1 pseudogene is annotated in these 486 nt (G+C 37.4%); it reads right to left on the bottom strand.

Annotated features, from left to right (window positions below):
- Positions 1 to 101 precede the first annotated feature (101 nt).
- Positions 102 to 486: pseudogene (locus tag B4C08_RS09845) on the bottom strand (dicarboxylate/amino acid:cation symporter); the annotation flags it as partial.

The following is a 486-nucleotide window of genomic DNA, read 5'->3' as shown; positions in this document are numbered from 1 at the left end:
TGCCGCTTCTCATCATTAATTTGTGGCTTGCGATAACTGCATCATTTGGAGCATCGCGCAATGTTGAAATAATAAATTTTGAAACTTTCATTATATTTTCCTTAAATAAAGTGATTAATTCCGTGGTGTTCAATAAGTTTTGTCTTTACAGCCACAACATAACTTCCAAAAATTGCAGTTAAGGCATCGAATGCCGCCGCAAAAGAACAGATTATTGGAGCCGCTGGTTTTAGCAAAAGAAATCCTGTTTCAAAGCCTCGTCCGTAAATTGTACACAAAACTGAAAGCGAAACAAAAGCTCCTCCTGCAGGGAGTCCTCCCAACAGAAACGAAATTCCAAAAGAAGCAAAAGTTATCCAAAGAATATCCAAAAACGGAATAGTTAAACTTGAATAAGAACGCCAAATCATTATAAAGCCGACAACAGTTACAAGTGCAGAACCGCCGCGTGCAAAAATATTAAATAGCGGAAAAGTTATGCCATTT

This window comes from Treponema sp. UBA753, from assembly GCF_002297325.1.
Taxonomy (GTDB): Bacteria; Spirochaetota; Spirochaetia; order Treponematales; family Treponemataceae; genus Treponema_D.
The sequence above is the reverse complement of the archived record's forward strand: the minus strand, read 5'-3'. Positions and strand labels throughout refer to the sequence as shown.